Origin of the sequence: Paractinoplanes polyasparticus, from assembly GCF_019710575.1 — a bacterium.
GTDB classification, from domain to species: Bacteria; Actinomycetota; Actinomycetes; order Mycobacteriales; family Micromonosporaceae; genus Actinoplanes; species Actinoplanes polyasparticus.
Genome location: NZ_JAHWFK010000020.1, coordinates 1 through 22485 on the forward strand (window position 1 = coordinate 1; position 22485 = coordinate 22485).

The 22485-nt window shown below is 68.8% G+C and carries 24 protein-coding genes, 1 tRNA gene and 1 pseudogene; 15 read left to right on the forward strand and 11 right to left on the reverse strand.

Annotated features, from left to right (window positions below; translation table 11 throughout):
* Nucleotides 1-716: 716 nt before the first annotated feature.
* Both KXC43_RS20325 and KXC43_RS20330 read right to left on the reverse strand, forming a co-directional pair.
* Nucleotides 717-917: a hypothetical protein gene (locus KXC43_RS20325; protein WP_221377687.1), complete on the reverse strand. Its 201-nt coding sequence runs from the start codon at nt 915-917 to the stop codon at nt 717-719.
* A 560-nt stretch (nt 918-1477) separates the two neighbouring features.
* The gene (locus KXC43_RS20330) at nt 1478-1987 is read right to left on the reverse strand and encodes a hypothetical protein (RefSeq protein ID WP_221377688.1); all 510 of its coding nucleotides are present in this window, start codon (nt 1985-1987) and stop codon (nt 1478-1480) included.
* 304 nt (nt 1988-2291) lie between these two features.
* Here KXC43_RS20330 and KXC43_RS20335 point away from each other — a divergent pair, with 304 nt between their 5' ends.
* The 7 genes and pseudogenes from KXC43_RS20335 (at nt 2292) to KXC43_RS20365 (ending at nt 8047) form a co-directional block, all read left to right on the forward strand.
* On the forward strand, nt 2292-3107 hold the full coding sequence (locus KXC43_RS20335) for an SLATT domain-containing protein (protein WP_255644459.1): 816 nt from the start codon (nt 2292-2294) through the stop codon (nt 3105-3107).
* A gap of 11 nt (nt 3108-3118) precedes the next feature.
* On the forward strand, nt 3119-3586 hold the full coding sequence (locus KXC43_RS20340) for a hypothetical protein (protein ID WP_221377689.1): 468 nt from the start codon (nt 3119-3121) through the stop codon (nt 3584-3586).
* 565 nt (nt 3587-4151) lie between these two features.
* Entirely contained in the window at nt 4152-4517 is a 366-nt protein-coding gene (locus KXC43_RS20345) for a hypothetical protein (RefSeq protein ID WP_221377855.1), read from the forward strand.
* A complete protein-coding gene (locus tag KXC43_RS20350; protein WP_221377690.1) occupies nt 4514-4816 on the forward strand; it encodes a hypothetical protein in 303 nt (100 codons plus the stop codon). The genes KXC43_RS20345 and KXC43_RS20350 overlap by 4 nt, the downstream gene beginning before the upstream one ends.
* 2 nt (nt 4817-4818) lie before the next feature.
* Nucleotides 4819-6651, forward strand: a complete 1833-nt coding sequence (locus KXC43_RS20355) for a replication initiator (protein WP_221377691.1) — start codon at nt 4819-4821, stop codon at nt 6649-6651.
* 29 nt (nt 6652-6680) lie between these two features.
* Nucleotides 6681-6887, forward strand: a complete 207-nt coding sequence (locus KXC43_RS20360) for a helix-turn-helix domain-containing protein (protein ID WP_369076955.1) — start codon at nt 6681-6683, stop codon at nt 6885-6887.
* Nucleotides 6884-8047, forward strand: a pseudogene (locus KXC43_RS20365) (site-specific integrase). Before KXC43_RS20360 ends, KXC43_RS20365 begins: the two are co-directional and overlap by 4 nt.
* A gap of 88 nt (nt 8048-8135) precedes the next feature.
* Here KXC43_RS20365 and KXC43_RS20370 read toward each other — a convergent pair.
* Nucleotides 8136-8210, reverse strand: a tRNA-Val gene (locus KXC43_RS20370).
* Between the two features lie 50 nt (nt 8211-8260).
* A complete protein-coding gene (locus tag KXC43_RS20375) occupies nt 8261-8662 on the reverse strand; it encodes a TIGR02611 family protein (protein ID WP_221377692.1) in 402 nt (133 codons plus the stop codon).
* A 277-nt stretch (nt 8663-8939) separates the two neighbouring features.
* Here KXC43_RS20375 and KXC43_RS20380 point away from each other — a divergent pair, with 277 nt between their 5' ends.
* The 4 genes from KXC43_RS20380 to KXC43_RS20395 all read left to right on the forward strand — a co-directional run bounded on the left by KXC43_RS20380 (nt 8940) and on the right by KXC43_RS20395 (nt 11183).
* On the forward strand, nt 8940-9371 hold the full coding sequence (locus tag KXC43_RS20380) for an SsgA family sporulation/cell division regulator (RefSeq protein WP_020514863.1): 432 nt from the start codon (nt 8940-8942) through the stop codon (nt 9369-9371).
* A gap of 186 nt (nt 9372-9557) precedes the next feature.
* Nucleotides 9558-10409, forward strand: coding sequence for a helix-turn-helix transcriptional regulator (locus KXC43_RS20385; protein WP_221377693.1), 852 nt, complete (start codon nt 9558-9560; stop codon nt 10407-10409).
* 65 nt (nt 10410-10474) lie between these two features.
* Nucleotides 10475-10930, forward strand: a complete 456-nt coding sequence (locus KXC43_RS20390; protein WP_184956002.1) for an RrF2 family transcriptional regulator — start codon at nt 10475-10477, stop codon at nt 10928-10930.
* Between the two features lie 67 nt (nt 10931-10997).
* A complete protein-coding gene (locus KXC43_RS20395; RefSeq protein ID WP_221377694.1) occupies nt 10998-11183 on the forward strand; it encodes a DUF4236 domain-containing protein in 186 nt (61 codons plus the stop codon).
* On the opposite strand, the gene KXC43_RS20400 is transcribed toward KXC43_RS20395, so the two are convergent.
* Nucleotides 11180-12079 carry a hypothetical protein gene (locus tag KXC43_RS20400; RefSeq protein ID WP_221377695.1) on the reverse strand — a complete coding sequence of 300 codons (900 nt, stop codon included), beginning with the start codon at nt 12077-12079 and terminating at the stop codon, nt 11180-11182. The two genes, KXC43_RS20395 and KXC43_RS20400, sit on opposite strands and share 4 nt — an antisense overlap.
* Before the next feature lie 76 nt (nt 12080-12155).
* Between KXC43_RS20400 and KXC43_RS20405 the strand changes: the two genes are divergently transcribed.
* Entirely contained in the window at nt 12156-13721 is a 1566-nt protein-coding gene (locus tag KXC43_RS20405) for a tetratricopeptide repeat-containing protein (protein WP_221377837.1), read from the forward strand.
* Between the two features lie 28 nt (nt 13722-13749).
* Here KXC43_RS20405 and KXC43_RS20410 read toward each other — a convergent pair whose 3' ends face one another.
* From KXC43_RS20410 to KXC43_RS20420, 3 genes are all read right to left on the reverse strand, one after another.
* Nucleotides 13750-14337 (reverse strand): hypothetical protein, encoded by a 588-nt coding sequence (locus KXC43_RS20410; protein WP_221377696.1) that lies wholly within the window; start codon nt 14335-14337, stop codon nt 13750-13752.
* On the reverse strand, nt 14334-14684 hold the full coding sequence (locus KXC43_RS20415) for a hypothetical protein (protein WP_221377697.1): 351 nt from the start codon (nt 14682-14684) through the stop codon (nt 14334-14336). The genes KXC43_RS20410 and KXC43_RS20415 overlap by 4 nt, the downstream gene beginning before the upstream one ends.
* Nucleotides 14685-15198: 514 nt before the next feature.
* Complete coding sequence (locus tag KXC43_RS20420) at nt 15199-15411, reverse strand: hypothetical protein (RefSeq protein WP_221377698.1); 213 nt, start codon at nt 15409-15411, stop codon at nt 15199-15201.
* A 94-nt stretch (nt 15412-15505) separates the two neighbouring features.
* On the opposite strand from KXC43_RS20420, the gene KXC43_RS20425 reads away from it, so the two are divergent.
* Genes KXC43_RS20425 through KXC43_RS20435 form a run of 3 tightly spaced genes read left to right on the forward strand, consistent with a single transcriptional unit; the run spans nt 15506 to nt 18470 of the window.
* On the forward strand, nt 15506-16678 hold the full coding sequence (locus KXC43_RS20425; RefSeq protein ID WP_221377699.1) for a DUF418 domain-containing protein: 1173 nt from the start codon (nt 15506-15508) through the stop codon (nt 16676-16678).
* 5 nt (nt 16679-16683) lie between these two features.
* Nucleotides 16684-17838, forward strand: a complete 1155-nt coding sequence (locus tag KXC43_RS20430; RefSeq protein ID WP_255644474.1) for a sensor histidine kinase — start codon at nt 16684-16686, stop codon at nt 17836-17838.
* Nucleotides 17838-18470 (forward strand): response regulator, encoded by a 633-nt coding sequence (locus KXC43_RS20435; RefSeq protein ID WP_221377838.1) that lies wholly within the window; start codon nt 17838-17840, stop codon nt 18468-18470. The genes KXC43_RS20430 and KXC43_RS20435 overlap by 1 nt, the downstream gene beginning before the upstream one ends.
* Here the strand turns inward: KXC43_RS20435 and KXC43_RS20440 are convergent.
* The 3 genes from KXC43_RS20440 to KXC43_RS20450 are packed head-to-tail and all read right to left on the reverse strand — an operon-like array spanning nt 18467 to nt 22372.
* Nucleotides 18467-19129: a polysaccharide deacetylase family protein gene (locus KXC43_RS20440; RefSeq protein ID WP_221377701.1), complete on the reverse strand. Its 663-nt coding sequence runs from the start codon at nt 19127-19129 to the stop codon at nt 18467-18469. The two genes, KXC43_RS20435 and KXC43_RS20440, sit on opposite strands and share 4 nt — an antisense overlap.
* 13 nt (nt 19130-19142) lie before the next feature.
* Nucleotides 19143-19664 carry a DUF3558 family protein gene (locus KXC43_RS20445; protein WP_221377702.1) on the reverse strand — a complete coding sequence of 174 codons (522 nt, stop codon included), beginning with the start codon at nt 19662-19664 and terminating at the stop codon, nt 19143-19145.
* A gap of 41 nt (nt 19665-19705) precedes the next feature.
* Nucleotides 19706-22372 (reverse strand): AfsR/SARP family transcriptional regulator, encoded by a 2667-nt coding sequence (locus tag KXC43_RS20450; protein WP_221377703.1) that lies wholly within the window; start codon nt 22370-22372, stop codon nt 19706-19708.
* Between the last annotated feature and the right edge of the window lie 113 nt (nt 22373-22485).

Consider the following 22485-nt stretch of genomic DNA (forward strand, 5'->3'; position numbering starts at 1 on the left):
AGCAACGCTGGGGACGGCCTCGGCTCAAGGCCGCCTGACCACTCAGACCCGGCAAACGTTCATGGACAACGCACTAGATGATCAACGGGCGTCAAGCATCCACGACGACGAGGAGCGCCGGAAGGCGCGTCTCGTCTATGCGGCGCTAGATCCTGCCGCTGAGGGCGGAAGTAGCCACGTTCCGAGGTCGCTGGATGACGCTTGGATCAACGAAGACCGGTCTGTCGTGGCGGTCGTGGTTTACAACCACGGAGACGAACCAGTTTGGGACATTGAGGTGCCGGTCCCAGGTCGAGAAGGACGCCCATTTCTGATTGAGCATATTCCGCCTCACGAATCCGCGCGGCGGTCTTGGCATGATGCTCCGTCTGATTGGTACTTGATGAACATCGGCCCTGGCTGCCCAGGTTCGAAGGACTGGCTTTCGCTAAGTGTCCGGTTTGTTGATGGCCAGGGAAGACGATGGCAACGCATAGGACGCGAGGAGCCAGTGCGAATTCTTGACAGTGCGTCGCATGACGCCATCTCGGCGCAGGAAGCTTGGTAGTCATTCTCCGCCTTGGTAAGGGGATGCTGCTCGCAAAGACTCCTTGATCCCCAGGCAACTTATGATCTTGGTTGAGCCTGGTTAATCCCCCCATGACCTGCACAGATTCGTCCCCTGTCGTCCACGGAAGTCCGCCGTGATCACCGGTCGTTGTCACCCAGTTCGTCACTCAGTCGGTGCGAGGTTGCCATCCATCTGGGTCAGAGTTCAGTTCAGCACGCGCGGCCACGACGAATCTCCGCACGGTTTCCTTGTAGTCGCCTTTCCACTCGTCGAGAGCCAGTTTTGCTCGCGCTTCCGATGACAGCGTCACCTTGCCAAGTTGCTCGGAGATCATCCACGCCGCCTTATTCACCTCCTTGGTCGACATCAGTCGGATCTCCTGGCAGAGGACTCGAAGCGACGTGAGTTCTTCGTGATAAGAGCTGGCGTCATTCTCTGTCGCCCACTCATTCTTCAGCCGCTCGTAGATCCCCTCAGCCGCAGCTAGGAGGCTCGCGTAGATCCGACGCCTGTCGGTCAGCCAACGACGGGAGTCCTCTCGTCTTACTCGGAGGTGGTCGAGCCGTACCACGACCAGCTGGGTGGCGAAGACTCCACCGAGGGCGAACAGCCTCCGACTACAGGAACTCCCCACCACGGGATCTGGCTCATCCATCGAGACTAGGGGTTAGTGGACTGGCCGGCCTAGCCGCGACCCCTCGCTTGTAAGTCCTGGGCGAGTCGTCCGACATCGTCTGCCTGCGTTCGTGACCTCGGACAGTCGTCCGGCTCGTCGTTGGCCCGGCCGCCATCGTCCAGCTCAGTTGCTGTCAGCGTTGCTGTCATCCCAGGGTGCTGGTGTCTTCAGCAGGGAACTCCCACTTACTTACTTGCAGCCGCGCGGCCAAGTCTTCCTGGAAGTGAACGTTGCTGGTCCTGTAGAACGCATTAATTATCGCCCCACTGATGGCGAATATAGATGAAGAAAATTCCCATTATAATTGTTACCCATCCGACAATCGGCAGGATCACACCTTCCCAACCTAGCTTTGAGGAAGCAAGAGGGGCGATTACTGCGGCTACGCCAATCAGGATCAAAACAACCCCAGCCAGCAGGAATCCCCGTTTACCCGACATTGACCGTGCGAAGGGGAACAGAATGATCGCCGATGCCATAAAGATGAACGAAGCCGCCAAGAGCGTCGTCCTGGGCGAAGTCGGCAGTAATCCAGTAAGCACTGCAACCAGGTAAACGATGGCGGCAGCTATTAAGTTGGCCAAAACATTGATACCCACCTGCTGGCAAAACTTCGCGAACGTCTCGGCTTGGCGCTTCACTCGCGCTCGGTCTATGCCTAGATCACTCGCGAGGGGGTCACGGAACCGCCAACCAAGGACACTCAAGACTACTGGCGTAAAGGCGGCAAAAGCCGCAGCGACCCACATCGATGCGCTCACGCGGACCAGAGTAGTTAGGCCTAAGACGCTGAAGCCTTGTGTCTGGACTTGGCACACCTACCGCAGCCATAGCCAGTGCCCCACAAGGTTGATCTAGAGACGGGCATCGAGTCGGCAAGACATGGCGGCTTGGGTCTGGAGTGCATCGACCAGCTACCGGCAACGCGTGACTTCTTCCGCCTCAGGGAACGATCATGACGCGCCGGCCAGCTGTCCAAGTCTACGAGTCGCGCGAGTCCGGATTCTTACAGAGAGATTGACCGGCGTAACGGTATGATGCGCTTGGAATAGCTTAGGAGGGCTGTTGAGCGACACAAGAGTGAACACCTTTTTGCAAATGCAGGAGACCATTCTTAGGCTTGAGGAAAAGATTTCGAGACGTAAATTCTGGCGACGAATGTTTCGCCTGTCGGTCTCGGCGCCGGGCGTCATCGTGCTTGTGCTTGTATTATTTAGCACATATGCAACGAAGTCGCCTCTGAAGGACCTATTCACTCTCCTTTTCGTTGTGGCTCTTGTTGGCGTCGCATTTGCTCTAATCTACACGGTTTCCATCCGAATGGATCGCAAAGATAAGCGATGGGAGCCGGTTCCGGAGTTAGAGTTACAGCTAACATTGGCCCGGGAAAAGAAGGCGTTGCTTGCGGCCGAGTTGCGGCCGAATACCAGCTTACGGCGATCGGCTTATCGAGATCGAGTGACTGTTGATGTCTTGGGCTTTCGGAACGAAAGTGCGCGCTGGAGAAAGACGCATAATGCTCTTCAGTCAGTAATTATCATTGGGTCTCTTCTTACGACAACTTTAGCGGGGGTGTCGATACAAAACGCCTCGACCCGATGGGCGGCGGTAGTGTCTAGCTTTGCTGTTGGCGTAGCGGCTGGCTTCGCCGGATATTTCAAGTTCCGAGAGCGCAGCTTCTATCTTCAACAAACCGCCGACTCGATAGAGCAGGAGTGGTCCTCTTTGGAGTTGGGCATCGGGCGGTACATTAAGGAGGATGATGAAGAGAAGGCGCTCAAAATGTTCGTCGAGGAAGTGGAGCGATTGAAGACGGAGCAGAGGAAGCGTGAGCAAAACCTGGACCAGCCGCCTGAAAATGACGGCCGTCAGAGTCAGTAGGATTGCTCATCGTGAAGCCGCCTGAACCGCCGCTGGTGGGTGTTAAAGAAGCGGACGGTAGGCGGGGTGTCGCAAGTGACTTCATCTCAGCAATCACGGTTTCAAACCTGGTCACGGCCGCATTGGTATACCTAGCACTAAGCCAGGCCGGACTTATTCAGAAGTCGACGATGCTCACGACGACATCGCTTTTTCTCCTAGCAATCACCAGCGCCAGCCTTGCGTTTCAACGTAAAAATATACAGTCGAAAGACAAACAGCGTCGATTCGATCCTCGACGCCTCTGGCGGCTGCCCAGTAGCCGCTCATTGAGACGTTGGATTGTGATCGTCGGTGTAATTCTGGTTACGACTGGAGCTGCAGTCCTTATTCTTTCGTACTATCGGACAGGGTCGCCCTTGGTTCTGATTCTGGCTGGCGCTTTGTTTGCTGCAGTGATCTGCATAGTCGCTGCTTTCCTCCTTCGATTAGAGGCCTGATTGTCGAGTAACACCTCGGTGGACTCGCGTCGCAAATCAGTATTTGGCGTCAATATTTCCTTGACGCTGCAGCGGCGAAAGGCGAAGTCGGTGGTGGGTGCGGCGGCGTGCACACGTTGCGGGCAGGCCGTCAGGGCTGACCGCTACTCATGACCGCAAAGGGTCGCAGAGGCTCCGCCGCTCAAGGGCGGCCGCTCGCGGCCGTCGCTTGCGACGCGTAGCGCCCTTGACGGTGGAGGAGCGGCCCGGACACACTGCGCGCCGCCGCGAACGGCACCGACGACCGAGACACGCACTGCGGCCCGGCGCGGCAGCTCGGCCGCGTCGCCCTGGCCGTGCCGGTCGGCTGCCGGCCACGTCCACCCCTAGCCAAACCCTGCTCTCCCCCGTCGTCGCCGCGGCCCGACTCCGCTGTTGCACGCCAGCCGACGGGCCGCCTGCGTGTCCCGGGGCCAAAGCGCCAGCGACGGCACGGGCGCGCGCCCTGGCGGCGGCCGCGCAGCTCGCCGTTGCCAAACCCGGTCCCTCCGGCTGGCTACTGTCCGCCGTTCCCGCTCTGGCCTTCATGGCCCTGGTCAAACTCGTCCTCGCCCCGACTCACACACCCGCTACGGCCACAGAAACAACCACCGACGAGGAACACGACACCCACGACTCCCCGGCCACGCAACCGCCGGCCACCCAGGGACCGGTCCCGATAGCCTCGCGACCTGACACCGGCATCGACACTGACACCCTTCCCGTCCGGCTCGTCCCGGCCGCCCGCATGCTCATTGTCCAGCACCGGCAAACCTCCACCGAACCGATCACCGCCGACGAGCTCGCCGTCCGGCTGGGCACTTCCCCGGCCGTCGCCGGTCAACTGCTGACCGCCATCGACAACCCGGCCCGGATCAACGGCACCGTGCCCGCTCTCGGCGGTGCCCGATGACCGCCGTCCAGGTCGATGTCCACCACCACACCCACACCTGCCCGGCCAACCCGGCCGAGCCGCACCCCTACGACACCCGGCGCACCATCGTCGCCATCGCACCCAGCGGCACCTGCCGCAACCCGGTCACCGTCTCCTGCGGCGGCACTACCGCCGTCATCGACTGCCGACGTCACGTGCCCCGCGAACAGCGGTGCCCGGCCTGCCGGATCACCGTCATCGAACGCACCGTGACCTTCACCCACACCGGCCACCACGGCCCGCAGCCCCCGACTGACAACACCGGGATTGCTGCCTGACCATGACCAGTTCGACGCTGGACCTCGCACCCCGGGAGCACTCTGCCCGGGGTACGGGATCGAACGCCGCAACCGGATGGACACCCCCGGCCACCCACTCCTCCGCCACCGGGCAAGCCCTCGCCCGCGCCTCGAGCCCGGACTACTTCGACTGGCTGTCCCACGTCCAAGCCGCTGCCGGGTGCACCCGCCCGATCCGGCTGTCCGGCACCCTCGACACCGTTGAAGCCCGCACGGGACGGCTGCTCGACTCCCGGCACACCGACCAGCTCCCCGACGCCGCCATCTACAAAGCCTGCGGCACCCGCCTCGCCTCGGTCTGCCCGTCCTGCGCCCGCACCTACCAGCGCGACGCCTACCAGATCCTGCGGTCGTTTCTCGTTGGCGGAAAAGGCATCCCGACGTCGGTGGCGAAACACCCGGCCGTGTTCCCCACCTTCACCGCCCCCAGCTTCGGCACCGTGCACACCCGCGTCGTGCGCAAACACACCTGCACCAACCGCAAACGCTGCACCTGCCCAGCCGAACCCTGCCACGCCCGCCGCGACACCCCCGCACCGTGCGACCACGGGCACCCGGTCGTCTGTTGGCGACGCCACACCCCCGACGACCCCGCCCTCGGCCAACCGCTGTGCCTCGACTGCTACGACCACGACCACCACGTCGTCTGGAACCTGTTCTCCACCGAACTGTGGCACCGCACCAAACAAGCCGCCGACCGCTACCTCGCCCAACTCTGCAAAGCCCGCGGCCTGCCCCCGGTCGCCAAAACCACCCCGAATGGCAAGATCCGCATGGTTGCCCCGGCGCAGCTCACCCACGGCAAAGCCGCCGAGATGCAACGCCGCGCCGTCGTGCACTTCCACGCCCTGGTCCGCCTCGACGGCGTGCACCCCGACGACCCCGACGCCGTCCTCATCCCCCCGCCCGGCCTCGACGTCGACGACATCATCGCCGCCTTCCGCCACGCGGTGCGGACGATCTCCTTCACCACCCCGGCGCATCCTGACCGGCCGCAAGGCTGGGACATCCGGTGGGGGGACCCGGACAAAGGCTTCGACATTCAGGCGCTCGCCCTCGCCGGGGACGGCAGCATCACCGACGACATGGTCGGCGAACAGCTCGCCTCGCAAAAGGCCGGCTATCTCGCCAAGTACACCACCAAATCGACGGAGGCCACCGGCTTCTCCTCCACCCGCATCACCGACGACACCATCGACCAATACGACCCCGACGGCGACCACATCGCCCGACTCGTCGCCGCCTGCTGGCGCATCGGGCGCCCTACCCCCAACCCGGCCTCGCGGACCCGGCCGCCCGGCGACCGGCCCCGTACCACGACCGGCGGTCCGTTCGGCGAACCCTGGGACTGCCCGGACTGCGGCACCCACACCCGCTACCGGGCCTGCCCTGTCTGCGTCGCCGAACGTCAAGCCAACCTTGACACCAAAACCGCCAACGGCGGCACGGCCACCAACCCGTATGCACGGCTGCGTCGATGGGCCCACCGGTTCGGCTTCGCCGGACACTTCCTCACCAAAACCCGCCGCCGCGTCGTGCGCTTCGCCACCCTCCGAGACACCCGCATCGTCTACCGCCGCACCGAAGACCAGCCCGCCACCGACCCCGGCACCATCCACACCGTCGACCACCTCGACGAGACCACGCTCGTCGTCGGCACCCTGACCTTCGCCGGAGTCGGCTGGCACAACAACGGCGACGCCCTGCTCGCCAACACCGCCGCCGCTATGGCCCGCGCCCGACACGAAACCGGCCGCGAGGAACTGGCCAACGAAACCGGCTCCGCCGTAGTCCCGCTCCTGCAAGCCGCCTGACCTCACCGCCCACCCAGGAAGGAACGCCGTTGACCGAACCCCAGCGGAAGGCGCTGTACCGCATCCCCGAAGCCATGCGGCAACTCAGCCTCAGCCGCTCCGTGATCTACGAGCTCATCCGGTCCGGCCGACTGCGCACCGTCAAAGAGGGCCGCACCCGACTCGTGCCCGAGTCGGCCATCACCGAATACGTCTCCCTACTGGAACGGGAGAGCACGAAAGGAGTCGCCGCATGACCAAGCGCCGAAGCCGTGGCGATGGCGGACTGCACTGAGACGAAGCGCGTCAACGCTGGATCGCCTCCGTGACAGTCGGCTACACCCCGGCAGGCAAGCGCATCGTCCGCAGAGCCAGCGGCAAGACCAAGACTGAGGCCCACGCTGCCCTCCGCGAGAAGATCCGCGAGTACGAGGACGGGCTCTCTCAAGCACAGACGGGCTACACCGTCGCCCAGGCCGTCGAAGACTGGCTCACCTACGGTCTGACTGACCGTGCCGCGAGCACCGTCGACAAAAACCGCCATCTGTGTAAGCACATTGTTGCGGGCCTAGGTGCCCGCAAGCTGCGCGATCTCACCGCCACCGAGGTCGATCGCTGGTTGCTCCAGCTCGCCAAGAACCTCAGCACGAGCACCGTGCAGCGTGTGTACGAGTGCCTCAATCGTGTCGTCACCCGGGCTATGGCCCGGGACAAGGTCAAGCGCAACGTCGTCGCCCTCTGTGGCGTACCTACCGGCAAAGCCGGACGCCCCTCCAAGTCGCTCACCCTCGATGCTGCGAAAGCGCTCTTGAGCGCAGCTGAAGACTCCCGCCTCTATGCCTATGTCGTGCTATCGCTGCTCACCGGGGCCCGCACCGAAGAACTCCGCGCGCTCACCTGGGCACGCGTCGACCTCGACGGCCGCCCGAACGATGATGACCCCATGCCGCCTTTTATCCAGGTGTGGCACTCCGTGCGGGAGGGTGGGGACACCAAGACCCGCAAATCTCGGCGCACCGTCGCCATCCCTCTGCGGGGCGTGGTCGCGCTGCGGGTACATCGCACCCTGCAAGACCAGGACCGCGAAAAGGCCGGCTGTGCCTGGCACGCGCTCGACCTGGTCTTCGCTTCCTCGATCGGCACCGCGCTCGACGCCGCTAATGTCCGTCGCGCATTCCGCCGAATCACCAAGGCTGCTGGCCTGAACCCGGCCGACTGGACCCCTCGGGAGCTCCGTCACAGCTTCGTGTCACTGCTGTCAGACGGTGGGGTCTCGCTCAAGGACATCGCCGACCTTTGCGGTCACTCCGGCACCTCGGTCACCGAGAAGGTGTACCGCCATCAACTGCGACCCGTCTTGCTCACGGGTGCGGCGGCTATGGATCGGATCTTCGCCGACGGCAATCCTGGGGCTTAGTCACCCAGATAGTCACCCAGTGATGAAAGGAGGCCACATCCATCGATCGGATGTGGCCTAATCCATCGATCGGATGTGGCCTCTGAGCTGGTGGGCGATACTGGGATCGAACCAGTGACCTCTCCGGTGTGAACGGAGCGCTCTCCCGCTGAGCTAATCGCCCTCAACGAACTCAGACTGTACTAGACCGGCTCCGGAATCCGCGAGCAGGGGTCACGCGAGGTACTCGCGCGCCTTGTCGATCAGGTCGATGCCGAGGCTGACGCGGACCGAGAGGTAGACGACGGCGCTCACGAAGATGAAGGTCGCGAGGCCGACGAGGGCTTTCACCGGCCAGGACTGGCGGCCTATCCAGTGCGTCCAGGAGAGGACGTGCTTCTTCGTGAACTCGAGCAGGTGGCGGGCCCAGGCGAACTCCACGGCCCAGATCGCCAGGCCGGCGATGACGATCGCCCAGCCGGGGCCGGGCAGGGGGATCGCCACGATGCCGACGGCGACGACGATGGCGCCCAGGACGGCGATGGTGATTTTGAGCGCGAGCCGGCCCGTCGGGTTGGCTCGGATCCTGTCCAGCACACCCGGACGGGCTTGGTCTTGGTCTGGTTTCGCAGTCATTTCATCCCCCAGTGTCCCGGAGCCCCGTCACTACCCGGGAGGAATGGACGTTACCGGAGTAAGTCAACTGCTGGACCACCCGACGCCGGGCGGAACCGAGTACTTGGGGCAGAACAGTACAAGATATCGCTTTACGTCTTGTGCGAAAGGGTTTTCGGAACCGTCTTCCCACTACTGGGTGAGATCAGCGTATGGCGGAGCGTAACGACAGGGATCACCTGAGTATGGGAAACGCGGGGTTCACCAGCCTCGCAGCGGTGCCGGGGGGAGTTCGTCCATGAGTACCATTCGTCCAACGACCGTCGAGGTCGAGACCTCACTGCGGCTCGTAGCGCCTGATGCCACGGCACTGCCCGTGCGTGCCAGCCTGCGTTACGACCCAGCCGACCCTTATGCGGTACACGTGTTGTTCCACGCAGAATCAGCCGGTGGGGAAGCCGTGAGCTGGTCCTTTGCGCGGGAGCTGCTCGTGACCGGGCTCGATGAGCCCGCGGGTATCGGAGACGTCCGGGTGTGGCCGTGGGCCACGCCGCGGGGCGACTTCGTTGCTCTTGCTTTGTCGTCTCCGGACGGCAATGCGCTGTTCGAGGTGCCTCGCAGCGTTCTTGTCCGATTCCTCCGTCGCACCTATGTGGTGGTGCCGCGGGGCCGGGAATCGGAACACCTGGACGTTGATGCGGCGGTGAATCGGTTGCTCGCCGGCCGATAGCGAAGGAAAGCGACGGGGGCGACTCGCACGGACACTGCCGGTCCGTACGGGTCGCTTTTCCGTATACGGAACTTAAATCTCAAAACCGGACATTGGCCCCCAGAATTCAAGCGGAGCGGCGACCATTCGCCCAAGCTGCGTTTTGAACGGGTGCATCGCTGGTCAGAGCCAGTTACCGTCGGCGCGATGTCCATTGCTGCTCCGCGGCTCGAGGCCGCGACGACCACGTTCCGCCCGCCCGGCTGGGCGGGCGTCGGCACCTGCGCTCTGGACGCTACCTCGGCCCAGCCGCCGAGCCGGCTTCCCTTCCACGTCCTGCTGCTGGCCACGGCCGGTCACGGCACGGTCGAGGTCGACTTCTTCGGGCACTCGTGCCGGCCCGGCACCCTGCTCTGGATTCGTCCCGGCCAGGCGTTGCGGGTCGGCCGCAACGGGCTGACCGCCTCGGTCGTCACCTTCGAGGAGAGGCTGGCCGGCGACGAGGCGCATCTGCACAGCCGCTGGCAGCTGCGCGGCGAGGACGAGGATGCGGTGATCAACGAGTTCGCCCAGCTCGCCGTCGACTGCGAACGGCACCCGCCGGGGCCGATCGCGGCCGACCTGCTGCGCCACCAGCTGCGGGTGCTGCTGCTGCGGATCGCTCTGCTGGCCGCGGCCGACGCGTCGGGTCCCGAGAGCCGCACGTACACCCGGTTCCGCGGGCTGCTCGAAGCAGGCCACCCGCACAGCCGCCGGGTCGAGGACTACGCCGAGGAACTGGGCTGCTCCGTGCGTACGCTGACCCGGGCCTGCCTGGCCGTGACCGGCCGCACCGCCAAGCAGGTGGTCGACGACCGCGTCGCGCTGGAGGCCCGCCGGCTGCTCGCCTGCACCCCGCTCTCGGTGGCCGAGGTGGGTCGCCACCTGGGGTTTCCCGAGCCCACGAACTTCGGCCGCTTCTTCCACCGCGAGGTCGGCATGAGCCCGGGCCACTTCCGTTCCCAGGTCACGGCCGAGCCGCACGCCGCGATCCCGGCCCAGCGACGATCATCTGACTGAGGGTAATTCCCACAAAACCGTGGGGTATGTGCGACTCGGTGGCGCGGAGAGGGCATGATGAATGGGTGCAGATCTCCGCGCGCGGCGACTACGCGGTCCGGGCCGCGCTCAGTCTGGCGAGGGCCTACCCGGCACTGATGTCCGCCCAAGCCATCGCTCAAGACCAGGAAATGCCCCGCAAGTTCCTCGAGGCGGTGCTCGCCGATCTGCGCCGGGCCGGTGTCGTCCGAGCTCAGCGCGGCGCCGAGGGCGGCTACACATTGTCACAATCCCCGCGGGACGTGACGATCGGCCAGATCCTGCGTGCGGTCGACGGCCCGCTGGCCGGGGTGCGTGGCCTGCGTCCTGAAGAGACCCGATACACCGGCGCGGCGGAAAACCTGCCCAATCTCTGGGTCGCGGTCCGAGCCGCCGTACGCGAAGTGGTCGACGAGGTGAATCTGGCCGAGCTCATCAGCGGGCGGATGCCGGCGCACGTCCGCAAGCTGACCACGCGCCCCGACGCGTGGCAGCCGCGCTGACGTTTGCCAATTTCTCCCACCGGGAATCATTCGGACGTCCGAACGAACCTTTGGGAGGGACGTACCGATGGGCCTCGTTTTCCGCAAGCGTAAGAAGTTCGGCCCGTTGATCCTGAACTTCACCGAGAACGGTTACTCCTCGTGGAGCCTCAAGATCGGCCGCTGGTCGTGGAACTCGCGCAGCCGCGCACACCGCTATGACCTGCCCGGCCCGTTCTCGTGGAAGCAGGACAAGGACAAGAGCCGCTCCTAAGCAGATATGACGACGTCCCCGCCGAGCCGCCCGTGTGACGGCCGGCGGGTGACTGTCCCCGCGTCGACCAGCGTGTGCAGCACCCGCGTGGCGTCCGCGGCCCGATAGACCGTCTCGGTCAGCGCGAACGTGCGCAGCTCGGTCACCGTCGCCTCGCCCGCCTCGGCCAGATGGGACAGCAGTTCGCGGCGCAGCGGACCGGGATGCGGCGTCAGCGAGATGTCGATCAGGTGCCGCTCCGGGTCGCCGGGATCGCGGTAGCGGACCCCCGCGAACTCGTCGACCGACCACAGCGCCTCCTTGAAGCCCTCGAGGCTCTTGCCGGCCGTGGTGGCGTAGACCAGCAGCTCGCCCGGTTCCTCCGAGTCGGCCAGCTCGACCTGCGTGAACAGCGGCCAACCGGCTCGGTAGGCGTCGGCCGACGAGCCCGGCGGCAGCACCAGCAGCATCTCGGACGGTTTGCCGGCGGTCAGCGCGGCCACGGTGGCCGGCGCGGGCGGCATGCTGCCCGATGCGTCGAGAAACCCCAGCACGGGTACGCGTTGAGCCCCGACCGCCTTGAGGCCGACCGGCAGCCGTCCGTCCGTTCCGCCCGAGATCGTGTGCACGGCCAGCCCGGCCCCCGCGCCCGATTCGGCGGAGATCGTCTTGAGCCGCGGGTCGATCGCCCCCAGGTCGTCGCCGGTGGCCACCATGATCAATTCCCGGCCCCGGACGAGATCGGACTGCTCAGCCAGCACCCGCATGGCCGCCTCGGCCGAGACGCCGGCGTCGCTGTCGGCATAGCCGTGGGCGTAAATCACCCGCCGGGCACGGTGCAACGCGGCGGGCGCCCAGGCCTCGAGGTGCCTGACCAGCAGTTCCCGCTTGACGGTGGCGATCGATGAAGAGGACATATGCGAGTTCTACAGTGTCCGAGAAGCGAGGAGTTCGCAACCTTGCACTTGTACCTACAGTGGTCACGTGAGCACTATGGGAAACGTGGCCCCTCCGCAGCTCGCCGAACTCACCGCGCGCGCCCAGACGCTGACGTCTGAAGGCGATCTTGCCGGTGCGCGCCGGGTGCTGGCCAATGTGCTCGATCCGGTCGACGTCACCGACCCCCGTCACGCCACCGCTGACCTGGCCCTGGCGGCCGCGTTGCACGCCCGCATCCTGATCGCGCTGGGCGACGCCCACGGGGCCCGGCTGTGGGCCGAGTACGCCCACGTCGCCGAGGAACGCCTGCACGGCCCCCACCACGACCGTACGGTCGGCGCCGCCGCCACCCACGCCGCCGTGCTCCAGCGCGTCGGCCACTTCGGCCGGGCCGCCCAGGTCTACCGCCAGCTCGTCGGCGACCTCGCCGAAATCGACGGCCCCGACTCGCCGCGGGTGCTCGCGGCCGAGGCCGACCTGGCCACCGCCGAGCACGCGGCCGGTCACTGCACCGCGGCCCGGTCCCGGCTCACGGCGGCCTGGCGGCGGCACGTCAAGCGGTACGGCGAAGCGTCCGCCCCCGGCATCAAGATGCTGGCCCGGTTGGGCGCGATGGAACGCGAATGCGGCCGCGACGCCGAATCCCACGAGCACCTGGCCCAGGCGCAAGAGTTGTGCGCGCGTTACCTGCCCTCCGACCACCCGCTGGTCCGCCAGGTCACAGCCCTCGCCGCCGCTCCGGTCACCGGCAAGCACGTCTGCGGCCGCGTCGAGCAGTCCGACGGCCCCGGCGTCACCACGGTGGGTGCGCCCGGCGTACGCACCCTGCCGTTCCCGCGGCGTCCCACGGTGCCCGAGCCCGACCCGTCCGCCGACCCCGCGCAGCCGCCGCCCGACAACCGCCCCACCGACCCCAACGGCTCGGTCTACCAGCAGCCGCTCTACCTGGCCGACGTGCACCAGGCGCCCGGCGACCTGACCGGCCGTCACGCCCGCGCCGACACCCCGCCGCCGGTCCCCGGCCGTCGCGCTCCCGACTACGGCCCCGACGGCCGCCCTCAGCCGGTCGGTTCGGCTCCCGCGAGCACCTACACGCTCCCACCGAACTCGCAGCATCTTCCCGTACGGACGGAGCCCGCCCCCGCCCCCGTCGGTCGCCGCCGTCAGCCCTTCCTGCTGGCCGCCGTCCTGGTGGCCGGTGTGGCCGCCGCCGTGGCCGTGGTCGCCCTGACCCTGCCCGACGCCAACGGCAACGAAAACCCGGCCGCCGCCCTCACCACCCCTGCCCCCGCGGCCTCGTCACCGGCCGCGGCCGCGCCGGCCAAGCCCACCACCCGTCCACCCAAGGCCGACCCGGGCGCCCCCACCGCCGTCAAGCTGCGCGACAGCCGCGACAGCGTCCTGCTCCAGTGGACGTACCCGAGGAACTCGGAGGGCCCGGTGCTGGTCTCCGGCGGCCGGGCCGGCCAGCCGCAGAAGCCGTTCCAGCAGCTCCCCGCGGGCAGCGCCGACTACGTCGTCTACGGCCTCAACGAGCAGCTGAACTACTGCTTCACGATCTCGGTCGCCTACGGCACGAACAACATCGCCCGCTCGGTCCCGGTCTGCACCAAGCGCTGACCGCCCCGCGCCGGCGCCGAGCGACCGCTCAGTTCCGGGCCGCGCCCAGCGCTGACGACCGCCCGTCGACAGCGTCCGGCCCGGTCGGCCGCGCGGAGCGTCCGCGGTCGGCCCGGCGTACCTGGAAACCGGCAGCTGACAGCGCGAGGTCCACCTCGCCGGGGTCCCCGTCGATCAGCACCTCGAAGGTCAGGGAGTCCCTGGGGTTGAGGATCGGCGGATCCAGTTCGATCGCGGAGGCCGTGACCTTCCTCGGCGCGACCCTGCGGTCCTTGGTGCTCCCGTCCGCGTGAAAGGTCACCGCCGCGGTCAGCAACTTCGCCGGTGAGACGTCCAGCACGAGGCGGGTCGCGAGGTCCGACTTCTTCAGTTCGATGCGTCCGCGGTTCGCCAGCCGGACGACGATGACCCGCGGGTCGCCGGCCGAGGTGCCCTGCCAGCTGAAAGTCATGCCGGTCCGGTCGATCTCGCCGGTCCGGGGAATGAGTGCGGTGTTCTGCGAGACGCTCCAGACCAGGAGCTTCGATCGGCCGTGGCGGAACTTGTAGATCGTGAACCAGAGACCGGCCAGGGCCACGACCACGGCCGCGGTCGTGGCCCACGCTGCTGCGGTCACTCTTCGATCCAGCGTCGCAGCAGGGCCCGGAATCCACGACGAGGCCGGTCCTCCGGGTCCTCGCTCGAAGCGTTCGACACGGCGGGAATCAGGCGGAGCGGAGTCCTCCGGCCCGACGTGGGCCCGGCGCCCGGAGTGGAGGAAATGGGCAGTGCCGATCCGGCGGCGATGTTGGCCGGGTCGGCAAGGGCGAGCGGCCCCCGTCGGCCGGCGGGAGGAGTGCTGTCGGCGAGAGTGATCGGTGCCGGCCGGGCTGCGGTGGGAATGTCATCCGCGCTGTACCGGGGTTGGGCGCGGCCGAGGCTGCCGATCCAGTCTTCGAGGTCGACTTCCTCGCGGGCGTCCACGGCGCGGGGGCTCGGCAATGTCTGCGCAGCATGGGTGCGTCTGCGCGCTGCCGGGCCTTCTTCTCCTCCTGCTGGGCGACCAGATTGCGGCGGCCGACCTCGTACAGCTGCCAGACCTTGTCCAGTTCCTCTGTGGTGAGTTCGCGGCCGACCGCGGCCAGCGCGTCCAGCAGATCCTGCACGGACTGCCGGCCCTTGGCGGTGCCGTTCACCGTGGTGCTCATGGTGCTCTTCGGCAGCCCCGACTTCTGGGCTGTCCGCTCGAGCGTGAGGTTGGTCGAGCGGATCAACTCGCGGAGGTACTCGGCCAGTTCCCGCGCGGGGCGGTCGGCGGGTATGGGCTTGAACGCCTTGGGGGCCAGGAGCGCAGATCCAGCTCAGGGCCTTGTGCGCGCGGTTCAGGTTTTGCATCGTAGGGGCGGATGGCAATCCCGGCATCGGTCTCACGGCCGCGCGACCGTTCGGGATGCGGGGTCCCTTCTGCCACGGGGATCCCGCGGCCACCGCCCGCGTATCAGTGAAGACTCAATAACGCACGGTAATCGCGCCGGAAATGCGTCGGCAATTCCCGAGATATCTTCGGATCGAGATCATTCCGCAATTTGATCGACGTGCTCCGGTCGCCCGGCGCAATGACAGCGGGGCGGGCCGGAGCCTGGGCCGTCATGGCCTCCGCGGAGAGCAAGGGGCCCGGCGCGCCGATGCGACGCGGCCGGTCGTCCGCCATACGTCGATCGGTGGATTGGCGGACGAGGCGGTGGACGCGGGGGAGCAGTACATCGGTCGATTCGGGCGGGGCCGGGCGGCCGAAAACTGAGGGCATGACTGTCGAGCTTGTATCTGCCATGGCCGGGCCGGTTGGCGTGCGGGAGCGGGCGTTGGCGCCCGACCTCGCGCGGGGGCTCATGCTGGCGCTCATCGCGCTGGCCAACTCGGTCGTTTACCTCTATGCGAGGCCCTACGGGGTGCGGCAGCACATCGTGGGGGACGGGCTCGTGGACCGGATCGTCAGCGTCGTCACGGTGACCACCGTGGACGGCCGGGCTTATCCGATGTTCGCGGCCCTTTTCGCGTACGGGGTGGTGCAGATCATGCAGAGGCAGCGCGCCGCCGGCGCGTCGCTCGCCGACGCGAAGAGATTGCTGCGGCGGCGTAGCTGGTGGCTCGTCGCGTTCGGGTTCGCGCACGCCCTGCTGCTGTTCCCGGGGGACATCCTCGGGCTGTACGGCGTGGCCGGCTTCATCCTGGTCGCGCTCACGGGGGTGTCCGACCGGAAGCTGCTGATCGCGGCGGGCTGCTGGCTTTTCGTGGTCGCGCTGGTGCAGGGCGCGGCCTACATGGCGCCGCCGTCGGGGGAGCGGTCGTTCTTCTGGTCGTTCGAGACGGCCGATCCGTGGCGGGCCATGGCTCTGCGGCCGTTCGAGTGGCTGATGACGCCGGCCGGCGTGCTCGGCGTGGGCAGCGCCGTCCTGGTCGGCACCTGGGCCGCGCGGCGGGGCGTCCTCGCCGATCCGGCGGCGCACCGGACGCTGCTGGTCCGGACGGCGGTGGCCGGGTTGACGACGGCGGTCGTGGGCGGGCTGCCGGCGGGGCTGGCGGTCGGGCACTTCTGGGCGCCGGACACGACGCTCGCGCTGTGGGGAATCTCGGCGCTGCACGCGGTGACCGGTGTGGCCGGTGGTCTGGGTTATGCGGCGCTGATCGGTCTGCTGGCGATCCGGGCGCGGGGGCCGGTGGTGACCGCGCTGGCCGCCACGGGGCAGCGGTCGCTCAGCTGCTACCTGTTCCAGTCGGTGGTGTTCGTGGCGCTGCTGGCGCCGTGGACGCTCGGGCTGGGCGCGACGATCAGCACCGGCGTCGTGGCGCTGCTGGCCCTGGGAACGTGGCTGGTGTCGGTCGCGCTGGCCGACCTGTTGCGGCGGGCCGGATGGCGTGGGCCGGCCGAAATTGTGTTGCGCCGGCTGACGTACCGCAGAGGCAAGATGACGGTGTGACCGAGATGCCGGAGGAGCTGCGCCGGGAACACCGGTGGAACCAGGCGTGGGCATTGCTCCCGTACGGGTTGCTGGTTCTCTCGTACGGGATCTCACTGTTGATCGGCGGGGCCGGGTGGCCGCAGCAGCTGGTGACGCTGGCCGTTGCGGCCGGGTTCGCCGTCTGGCACTGGTGGTTCGTCCTGGCCCACCCCGACTGGTGGGAGCGCCGGCCGTGGGTCATGGCGGTCTACTTCGCGGGGGTGCTCGGCTGGACCTACCTGCTGCTGGAGCGGGACGAGGCGTTCCAGCTGTTCGTCCCGGCCTGCTACGTGCTCGCCTTCGTGGCCCTGCCGGGGTGGTACGCCTACCTGGGACTGCTCGCGGCCAACCTCCCGCTGCTGGTGGCGTCCGAGGCCGGGCTGACCTCGATCCTGATCAACGTCGGTATCGTCACGCCGCTGGCGGCGCTGTTCGGCACGATGATCCGGGTGATGGAACGGGAGGCCATCCGGCGGCGCGAGGTCAACAGCGAGCTGGTCGCCATGGCCGCCGAGAACGCCCGGCTCAGCCGGCAGGCCGGCGTCGCCGAGGAACGGGCCCGGCTGGCCCGCGAGATCCATGACACCGTGGCTCAGGGGCTGACGGGCATCGTCACGCAGCTCGAGGCGCTGGGCGAGGTTCGGCCCGAGCAGGAACGGCGGCTCGACAATGCCCGTACGCTGGCCCGCACCAGCCTCGACGAGGTGCGCCGGTCGATCGACGCGCTGCGGCCGGGGCCGCTGCAGGACGCCCGGCTGGGTGACGCCGTACGGCTGGCCGTGACGACCTGGAGCGGGCAGCAGGACGTGCCCGCGAGTTTCACCGTGACCGGCACGCCCGCGCCGGCGCATTCGGAGGTCGAGGTGACCCTGCTCCGGGCGGCCCAGGAGGCGCTGGCCAACGTGGGCCGGCACGCGCGAGCCGGCCGGGCCGACGTCACCCTGTCCTACATGGAGGATGTCATCGTGCTGGACGTACGGGATGACGGCACGGGTTTCGACGTGTCCCGGGCCGGCGGGTTCGGGCTGGTCGCGCTGCGCCAGCGGGTCGAGGCGCTCGCCGGCACGGTCGCGATCGAGTCGTCGCCCGGGGCCGGGACGGCGGTCAGCGTGACCGTGCCGGCGATCGGGCCGGCGTGATGGCGGCGCTCCGGCTCGTGGTCGTCGACGACCACCCGGTCGTCCGGGACGGGTTGCGCGGCATGCTGGGCACCCAGCCCGACTTCGCGATCGTGGGCGAGGCCGCCACCGGCTCCGAGGCGCTGACCGTGGTCGAGGCGGCGCGCCCGGACGTGGTGCTGACCGACCTGCGCCTGCCCGAGCCGAGCGGCGGCGCGCTGATCCGGCTGCTGCTCGAACGCGTGCCCACCGCCCGGGTGCTCGTGCTGACCACCCACGACACCGATTCCGACGTGCTGCCCGCGGTCGAGGCCGGCGCCATCGGCTACCTGCTCAAGGACGCGCCCCGCGAGGAGCTGTTCCGTGCCGTGCGGGCCGCCGCCAAGGGCGAGACCGTGCTGTCCCCCTCGGTCGCGGCGGTGCTGCTGGCCCGCGTACGCCCGGGCCGGCCCGCACCCACCACCCGGCTCAGCGCCCGCGAACGCGAGATCCTGGCCCTGGTGGCCGAGGGCCGCACCAACCGCGAGACGGCGGCCGCCCTGTTCATCAGCGAGGCCACGGTCAAGACCCATCTGCTGCACATCTACGCCAAGCTCGAGGTGCCGGACAGGGCCTCCGCCGTCTCGGCCGCACACCGCCGCGGCCTTCTCTAGCTTTCGACGAGCTCCGACACCGTCACGGCCCGCAGGCCACGCGCGGCCAGGCCCGTCAGCAGCTCGTCGGTCGTGGCCGCCACGCCGCTGCGCCGCGCGGTGCCCTCGTGCAGCACGACGATCGACCCCGGTCGGACGGCGTCGACCAGGTCGCCGGCGATCGCCTCGTCGCCCGGCCCGCCGGTGTGCGCGGCGACGAGGGTGCCGAGCACCGCGCGCAGGCCCAGCCCGGCCGCCGACCGCAGCATCCGCGGCGTGTAGAAGCCGGAACCGGGCCGGAACCACCGGACCGTGCCGTACCGCGTGAGCAACTGGTTGACCTCGGCCAGATCGCGCCGGAACCGATCGCCGGGTACGAGCACGGAACGTTCGTCGCGCATGAGGTGGTTGGCGATCTCGTGCCCCTCGGCGACGATCCGCCCGACCAGTTCCCCGTGCGCCGCGACCCGTTCACCGATGAGGAAGAACGTCGCCCGGGCGCCGTGCCGGCGCAACACGTCCAGAAGCTGAGGGGTGGTGCCGGGGTGCGGCCCGTCGTCGAACGTCAGCGCGAACACGGGCTCGGCCGTCTCGGCGAACCAGAGCACGTCGCCGGGCAGCACCCGGGACAGGGCGCGGGCGACGGGTTCCCGCCGGCGCCGGAACCCGTCGGTGACCATGCGTCATGGTAGGTCAGATCCGCGGCAGCAGCGTCCGGGCGACCTGCTTGGCGTCGGCCAGATTCCGGGTGTCGGAGGCGCCGCGCGAGTAGACGTCGAGCTGCACGGTGCCGTAGAGGACGTACAGGTGGCCGGAGTGCGCGAAGGCGTCCTCGCCCACCCCGTCGACCGGCTCGGCATCGGCCACGGTGACCTGGAAGTCGGCCGGGCTGGTGCGGCTCAGGAAGACGGCGAGCTGGCCGCCGGACTGCTGCCACTGACAGTAGCGGGTGGCCTCGCCCGGCTCGGCGCCGTCCTCGTCGATCTGGGTGATCTCGCGACCGGTGAGGTCGACGACCTCGGCCCGGTCGAGCAGCGTGCACGGGTCGGGGATGTCACCGGAGTCCCGTACGGACCCGAAACCGGAGTCGGCGCTGCCCGTGGGGCTGGCGGCCGGAGTGGGAGACGTCGCGGCGACGGCCGGCTCCAGCAGGCTGCACGCGCTGGTGAGAGAGACGGCGACGAGGGCGGTCAGGGCGACGAGGCTTTTTCTCATGGGCCGAACTCTGCGGGGAGGCGCCAAAGAAACCCCAAAGGTCACGCGAGCAGCTGCGCGACCGCGCTCTCGAGGGTGGTGGCGGTGGCGTCCCGGTAGGCGCGGGCCACGGCGGCCGGGCCGAGCGCATCCCGCGCGGCTGCCTCGGCGCGGTCGCGGTCGGCGATCTCGTCGGGGGTGAAGGTGGGCGCGCCCAGTTCTGTGCGCTCCCGCTCGGCCACCGCCAGCAGCCGGAGCCCGCCCTCGGCGTCGCCTTCGAGCACGTCCAGCTGGGCCAGGCCCTCCACCGCGTCCAGCTGCCCCTCGGCGATACCCAGCTCGGTGTAGACCGCGAGGGCCTCGCGCATCGCCCGGCGGGCCGGCTCGTAGCGGCCACGACGGCGGTCGGTCGTCGACAGGTTGGACAGGGCGGCCGCCTCCCCGCGGCGGTCGCCGAGGGCGCGGAAACCGTTCAGCGCGCGGGTGAACAGCGGCTCGGCCTCGTCCAGCCGGCCCAGGCAACGCAGCGTCCCGGCCGTGTTGTTCGACGCGGCCGCCACCATCCGGGCGTCCGACGCCTGCTCGGCCAGCTCCAGCGCCTCGTGGCCGAACGCCAGGGAGGCCGGGTAGTCCTCCTGGGCCTGGGCGGTGATCAGCAGGTTGTTCAGGGCGGCCACCATTCCCGTACGGTCGTCGAGCGCCCGGAAGACCGCCAGGCCCTCCTCGCCCAGCCGCCGGGCCGCCACCAGGTCGCCCGAGTTGCGGGCCAGCGCCGCCGCCGCCCGCAGAGCCCGGGCCCGCAGCGCGGACGGCTCGGCCGAGGCCGCCAGAGCCTGGTCGAGCCAGGTAAGGCCCTCGGCCATGCGTCCCGAGATCCACCAGTACCACCACATGGCGGCGGCTATCCGCAGGCCGTCCGCGGGGTCGCCCTCGCGCAGAGCCCAGTTGAGGGCGGCCACGATCGTGTCGTGCTCGGCCGCCGTCGCGGCCAGCCACCCGGTGTGCGCGGGCCCGTCCACCGGCGGCGGCTCGGCCAGCCGCCCGATCCAGTACGCGACCAGGCGGCCGAAGGCCTCGGAGCGCTCGGCCGGTCCCAGCCTCTCCCGGGCGTACTCGCGAATCGTCTCGATCAGCCGGTAGCGGCCGTCCCGCCACTCCACCATGGACCGATCGACCAGCTGGGTCAGCGGTTCGAGCGGATCGGCCCCGGCCACCTCGGCCGCCGCCGCCAGGTCGAACCCGCCGGCGAAGACCCCCAGCCGCCGCAGCAGCTCCTGCTGCGGCACGTCGAGCAGCTCGTAACCCCAGTCGATGGCGGCCCGCATCGTCTGGTGGCGCTGCACCGGCGACGAGCCGGTCAGCAGGTCGAACCGGCGGTCGAGGCGGGACACGATCTCGGACAGCGGCAGCGCGCGCAGGCGGGCCGCGGCCAGCTCGATCGCCAGCGGCAGGCCGTCGAGCCGGCGGCACAGCTCGGCCGCCACGGCCAGCTCGGCCGGAGCCAGCCCGGCGCCGCCACGGGCGGCCGCGACCCGGTCGGCCAGCAGCCGCACGGCGTCGGTGTGCGGGTCGGCCGAGCCCGGCGCGGGCGTGGCGAGGCCGCCCAACGTGAAGATCACCTCGCCGCTCAGGCCCAGCTGCTCCCGGCTGGTCGTCAGCACGCGGACGCCCGGGCAGGTGGCCAGCAGCGTGTGAACCAGTTCGGCTGCCTGCGGCCGGACGTGCTCGCAGTTGTCCAGCACCAGCAGCACCCGCCCGGTGAGCAGGCGGGTCACCGTTTCCAGAATCGGTGTGCCGGGCTCCTCGCGGATACCGGTGGCCGCGGCCAGCCGGGCGCCGAGGGGTCCGTCGCGGTGCTCGGCCAGCTCGACAATGTGGACGGTGTCGTGGTCCGCGGCCAGCTCCCGCGCCAGTTCGAGGCTGAGCCGGGTCTTGCCGGCCCCGCCCGGCCCGACGACGGTGAGCAGACGGGCGGTGCCGAGCAGGCCGATGGCCCGGTCGAGCTCGGCCCGACGGCCGATGAACCGGTTGCGCTGAGCTGGGACGCCGTGCGCGGGACGGTCGAGGGTGGGGTCCTGGCGGCGGACGGCGGCGGCCAGCGCGTCCAGTTCCGGGCCGGGGCGAGCGCCCAGGTCGTCCAGGGCAGCGGCCGTGCGGTCGTACGCGGAAAGCGCGTCACCGGCCCGGCCGGACCGGTAGAGCGCCAGCATGAGCTGTTTGACCAGGCCCTCGGCGGTCGGTTGCTCGGCCGCCCATCCGGCCAGCTCGGTCGCCGCGGCCACGTGCCGGCCGTCGGCCAGGGCCCGCTGCGCCCACTCGTTGCGGGCGGTCAGCCGCAGCTCGGCCAGCCGGGCGGCGGCGGCCGACACGGCTGGTCCCGCGGCCACCCCCTCGTACGGGTCACCCCGCCACAGCCCGAGGTCGCCGCCCGTCTCGAACTCGGCCGCGTCGAAGAACGCCCCCACGAGGTCGAGCCGGTAGCCACCCGGGGCGGTGCCCACCCGGTCACCGACCACCTTGCGGAGAGCCGACACGTGCATCTGCAGCGTCGCCGTGGCCGTCGACGGGGCGCCCTCGGGCCACAACTCGCTCAGCAGCCGCTCCACGGTGACCGGCCGGCCCGCCGCGGCGAGAAGCACGGCCAGCAGGGCCCGTGGTTTCGGGGCCAGGGTCGCCGCCTCGCCGTCGCTCGTGCACACCCGTACCGGCCCCAGAACCTCGAACCGCACCCGCGCCTCTTCGGTGATTTCTTGGCGGCGCCGGTCGGGCTTTCCGCACAGGTCGGACAGGGAGTGACCACATGCTAAGCGCAAGAACAGCCACTACGGCGATGCCGACCACG